General features: G+C 70.2%; 3 protein-coding genes and 1 pseudogene. All 4 read right to left on the minus strand.

Going from position 1 to position 5,114, the window contains the following annotated elements; all coding sequences use genetic code 11:
* Positions 1-29: 29 nt before the first annotated feature.
* Positions 30-593 (minus strand): DUF742 domain-containing protein, encoded by a 564-nt coding sequence (locus tag IE286_RS26740; RefSeq protein WP_189799340.1) that lies wholly within the window; start codon positions 591-593, stop codon positions 30-32.
* Between the two features lie 97 nt (positions 594-690).
* On the minus strand, positions 691-1,104 hold the full coding sequence (locus tag IE286_RS26745) for a roadblock/LC7 domain-containing protein (protein WP_029385896.1): 414 nt from the start codon (positions 1,102-1,104) through the stop codon (positions 691-693).
* Positions 1,105-1,114: 10 nt separating this feature from the next.
* Positions 1,115-4,552, minus strand: a complete 3,438-nt coding sequence (locus tag IE286_RS26750) for a sensor histidine kinase (RefSeq protein WP_189799341.1) — start codon at positions 4,550-4,552, stop codon at positions 1,115-1,117.
* A gap of 433 nt (positions 4,553-4,985) precedes the next feature.
* Positions 4,986-5,114 (minus strand): annotated as a pseudogene (locus IE286_RS26755) (ATP-binding protein); the annotation flags it as partial.

The raw sequence follows: 5,114 nt of genomic DNA on the forward strand, positions 1-5,114 counted from the left end.
GGCTCCCGGTGTCGCCGGCGGACCCTCCGCTAGAGGTTGCGAAGTCCACTGAGCACCCTTTCGAGCAGTGTCACGTCTGGCTGGCCACCGGCGTTCTCGTCGCCGCCGGGCTGATGGATGGCGACCAGGCCCGCCTCCGCCAAGTCGGCGACGAGGATCCTGGCCACGCCGAGAGGAATCGTCAGGAGAGCCGAGATCTCGGCCACCGACTTGATCTCGCGGCACAGTTGGCAGATCCGCTGATGCTCGGGCAGCTGCCCTTGCATCTGGTGCGGTTGCGCCGTGGTGTGCACCAGTGCCTCGATGGCGAGCTGGTATCGAGGCCTGGTACGGCCGCCCGTCATGGCGTACGGGCGGACCAGGGGGTTGTTCGACGCCCCTGCGGGCGTCGGCTCAGGAGTGCGTCGCGGCGGCTGAACCGGCTCGATGCGCGGCGCGGCAGGCTGGTCGTACGGCGAAGGCCCGGGGCCCTGCGGCGCGTACGGTGGCCGGTACGGCATGGAGGGGTACGCGTACGGGTCGGCCGAACCGTCGCCCTGGCCCTGTGCAGGACCGTACGACCAGCTGCCCGAACCACTTGGGGGTGTTGCCACTCTTACTCCTCCTCCGACTGCGCCGGGCGCCCCACCGAGTGGAAGCCGCGTCCCGAAACCTTACGGCGCCGGGACCACAAGACGCACCGTCCGTCCTTCAGTTGAGAAGGCTGCCCTGCAGCTCCGCCCGCAGATCGGGGGTCAGGACCGTGCCCGCGCGGTCCACCAGCAGGGCCATCTCGTACCCGATGAGACCGATGTCCGCTTCCGGATGTGCGAGAACCGCGAGCGACGACCCGTCGGAGATGGACATGATGAAGAGGAACCCCCGCTCCATCTCCACAACCGTCTGATTCACGTTTCCGCCTTCGAAGATGCGCGAAGCACCGGCGGTCAGTGAGGTCAGACCGGAGGCCACGGCCGCGAGCTGGTCGGCGCGGTCGCGGGGAAAGCCTTCGGACATCGCCAGAAGGAGTCCGTCGGCGGAGACCACCACGGTGTGGGACACCCCCGGGGTGTTGTCCACGAAGTTGGTGATCAACCAGTTCAGGTTCTGTGCCGCCTGGCTCATCGGGCTCACACTAACGCTCCTGGTCGTAGGTGCTGTCAGGACCGAAGCCCTGGCCGTTCTTTTCACTTCCTGCGCTGCGTCCCCGCCGGACGCCCCGGTGCAGACTGCTCAGCCTTCCCCGGACGTCCTCAGGGGCACGGGAGACCTGTGGGCCGCCCTGCGGGGTCACGGTCGCGGAGCCCTCGACCAGGTTGGCCTTGGGCACCCGCAGTGGCAGGCCGGAGGAGGTCACTCCGCCCGCCTTCGGCTTGCGGAGCTGCGCGGCCTGATGCCACCGCTCGTCGTTGGCCGAACGCCAGCCGCTGTCGCCGTCGGACTGCGCAGCGGGGGCCGGCGCGTCCTGGCCCACGGGCCGCGTGCCGTTCGCCCCGGCCGCGGACACACCGCGGCGCGGCAGCCCGGCGTCGGTCAGCTCGTGGACGACGGAGGGGGCCGGTCCCGGACGGTCGAAGCCTACGCGCTCCGTGTCGTTCACGTCACCGGCCTGCGCGGATTCCTCAGCGTAGCCGTTGTGGTAGCCGCCGCTGGGCGGCCAGTCGTCCTGGTACGCCTGCTGCTGCGCGGCCCCGCCGTCGGCGTACGGCTCCCCGGAGCCCTGCTGTGCCGCCGCCTCCTGGTGGCCCGTCCCCGGGTACGCGTTCTGCTCCGCGTAGCCGCCCTGGCCGGTGTAGCCGCCCTGGCCGCCGTACGTGCCGGTGTCCGCGTAGCCGTTCTGGTCCTGGTAGCCGTTCTGCTCCGGGTAGGAGGCGTCGTGTGCGTAGGCGCCGCTGTGCGGCACGCCGCCGTCCGGCGCGTAGTACGCCTGCTCCTGACCCTGCTGCGCCTGCTGGTCGTACGCCGGCTGCTGCTCCGGGTAGGACGCCTGCTGGTCGAAGCCCAGGCCCTGACCGCCGTAGCCCCCCTGGCCGTCGTCGAACACGTGGTGGGTGCCGGTGGTGTCACCGGTATACGCCTGGTGGGCGCCGGTGGCCTCGTCCGTGTACGCCTGGTGGGCGCCGGTGGCCTCGTCCGTGTACGCCTGGTGCGTGCCCGTCGTGTCACCGGCGTACGCCTGGTGCGTGCCCGTGGCCTCGTCGGCGTAGGCGGTGTTCCCGGGTGCCTGCGCGGCCGCGTGCTCGCCCTGCGTCTGCGCCTCCAGGGCGGCCCGGCGCTCCTCCCGCTTGAGCGAGCGGCTGACGGGGTCCAGGTCGCGGATGTCGTCGGGGACCTCCGCGTACCGGCTGTCGTCGAAGCCCAGCTCGGCCGCGGTGCGCTGGGTCAGCTGGTCGGACTCCGCGCCGGCGAAGCGCTGCTCGGGTATGAGCTGCGAGACGGTGAACTCGCCGCTCTCCACCTGCTGTTCCCCGCCACCGCCGTGGGTGATCGCGTCCGGCAGCATCACCAGCGAGGTGGTGCCCGCCTGCTCGCCGGAGGGGCGCAGCTGGACGCGGATGCCGTGCCGGTCGGCGAGGCGGCCGACCACGAACAGGCCCATGCGCTGGGAGATCGCCACGTCCACGATGGGCGGGTTGGCCAGCTTGTGGTTGATGTCCGCGAAGTCCTCCGCGGTCAGACCGATGCCCTTGTCGTGGATCTCGACCATGATGCGGCCGTCGGGCAGCCGGGTCGCGGTGACGCGGACCTTGGTCTGCGGCGAGGAGAACGTGGTGGCGTTCTCCAGCAGCTCGGCCAGCAGGTGCACCAGGTCGGTGACCGCACGGCCGTGGATCTCTGCCTCCGGCACGCCGGACAGCTCGATGCGCTCGTACTGCTCCACCTCCGAGGAGGCGGCGCGCAGCACGTCGATCAGCGGGACCGGCTGGTCCCAGCGGCGGCCGGGCTCCTCGCCGGCGAGCACCAGGAGGTTTTCGCCGTTGCGGCGCATACGGGTGGCCAGGTGGTCCAGCTTGAACAGGTTCTCCAGCTGGTCCGGGTCGGCCTCGTTGTTCTCCAGCTCGGTGATCAGCGTCAGCTGACCCTCGATCAGGGACTGGTTGCGGCGGGAGAGGTTGGTGAAGATCGCGTTGATGTTGCCGCGCAGCAGCGCCTGCTCGGAGGCGAGCCGCACCGCCTCGCGGTGCACCTGGTCGAAGGCGCGGGCCACCTCGCCGATCTCGTCGGTGGTGGTGATCGGGATCGGCTCCACCCGGGTGTCCACGCGGCCGGGGTCGGTGCGGGAGAGCTGGTCGACCAGCATCGGCAGACGCTGCTCGGCGACGTTGAAGGCCGCGTTGCGCAGCCGGCGCATCGAGCGGCTCATCTGCCGCGCCACCAGACCGGCCAGGACGAACGCCGCCAGCAGGGCGATCACGACCACGCCACCGGTGACGAAGGCGGAGCGCTGGGCGTCACTGGCGATCCCGGCGGCCTCTTCCACCGCGCTGTCCGCCATGTCCGACTCGATCGTGCGGTAGGCGTCGAACTTGAGCGTGTTGACGGCCCACCAGTTCTCCGGGGTGATGCCCTTCGCGGCCAGCGCCTCGCGCTCCGACTTGTCGGTGGTCTTCAGCGTGGCCAGCGCGGTGACCAGCTTCTGCGGGTCGCTCGGCGGCGCGACGTAGTCCGGGTCCTTCGCCTTGGCCTGCCGGGCCATCTCGGCGGCCTTGGCCTCGATCTGCTTCTGCTGCTGCTCCAGCTTGTCCGCGTCGGCCTGGGTACCGCCGCCGATGTACTCCTCGAGGGCGACGTTCTCCAGGTAGGCGTAGGTGGACAGAGCGATGCGCTGGCTGGCCAGGTTGCCGCTGTCCGGGCCCGGCTTGGTCAGCAGGTGCATCCCGATGGAGCGCTCCAGCGACAGCGCCGCCTTGGTCAGCGACATGGCGTAGACGGTGCGGCCGTAGGAGGTGATGTTGCCGGTGCCCAGGCCCAGCTCGTTGGCGAACTCCATCAGCGGGTGGCCGACCTGGACGTAGCCCTCCTCGGTCTGCACGCCGGTGAGCTTGCTGGTGTAGGCGGCGGCGCGCAGCGAGCGCAGCTGGGGCTCGGCCGCGCGGAACACCTTCAGCCGGCGCTCCAGACCCGGCTTGTGCGGCATGTTCTTGACCGCCTGGTCGAACTCGGCGGCGGCCTTGTCCGTCTCCTGCCGGACCTTGACGACGCTGGGGTCGTTCCGGCCCTTGCCCTGCAGCAGGGGAGCGGCGGAGATGTCGCGCTCGTTGTACAGGGCGTTGGCGTAGGTCAGCGAGGCACGCACCAGCCGGGCGGTGTTCTCGGCGTCCCTCGCGTCCTGCCAGGTCTCGATCGAGCTCTTGACCTGGAAGCCTCCCATGACCAGCCCGACCAGCACGGGTATGAGCAGAATCGCGTTGAGGCGGGTGGGCACCCGCCAGTTGCGCGGGTTGAGGCGGTTGCCAGTGGTGGGGGCCGTCGTCGCCTCCGCGCCTGGCACGTGTGCGGGCGCCGCTCCGCGCGGCGGCGGGGTGAAGTTGCCCCGGGCCGACGGCGCGGGACTGTTCTTGCTTCGCCTCACTCGACCAACAACCTCTCGGCGGTCGGCACCAACGTCGTGCCGCGTGTCTTCGTGCCCTGTACGCCCGATGACGACGTCAGTTCTGCTGAGTACGTCCTTGACCATGGGGCAGTTCAGGCATTCCAGCACGTCGGCCAGCGGTCTTCCAAACAGCGGAAAAGATCGAGCCCGCGCGGGTAAGGGGAAGATAAAACGGTCATAAAGAGCGAGCAGCGTCAAATGGCGGGCGGATTGTGCGCATAGCGGCACCGAATGTGCGCGACGCGTGGCGGTACCCGCCGATTCCTCTGCCGAAACGTTATGAACAGCGGCCCCGACCGTGTCGAAGGACACAGCCGACGCCGCTTTGGCGCAGGACAACTTCCCTGTCGCCTCGCGGACTTGACCGCCGGGACGGAGCGGGCCGGCGGCCGGGGCGGAACGGACGCGCAGGTCACCGCAGTCGTGCCATGAGGGCGTGTTCGACCAGAGTGATCAGGGCTGCTTTGGCGTCGGCGCGGTGGCGGGCGTCGGTGGTGATGATGGGGGTGTCGGGGCCGATCTGGAGTGCTTCGCGGACTTC

This window comes from Streptomyces thermodiastaticus (genome assembly GCF_014656135.1).
Classification (GTDB): Bacteria; Actinomycetota; Actinomycetes; order Streptomycetales; family Streptomycetaceae; genus Streptomyces; species Streptomyces thermodiastaticus.

Coding starts and splice junctions, on each gene's coding strand:
- IE286_RS26745 (WP_029385896.1), bottom strand. CDS start 1,104: ATGAGCCAGGCGGCACAGAACCTGAACTGGTTGATCACCAACTTCGTG.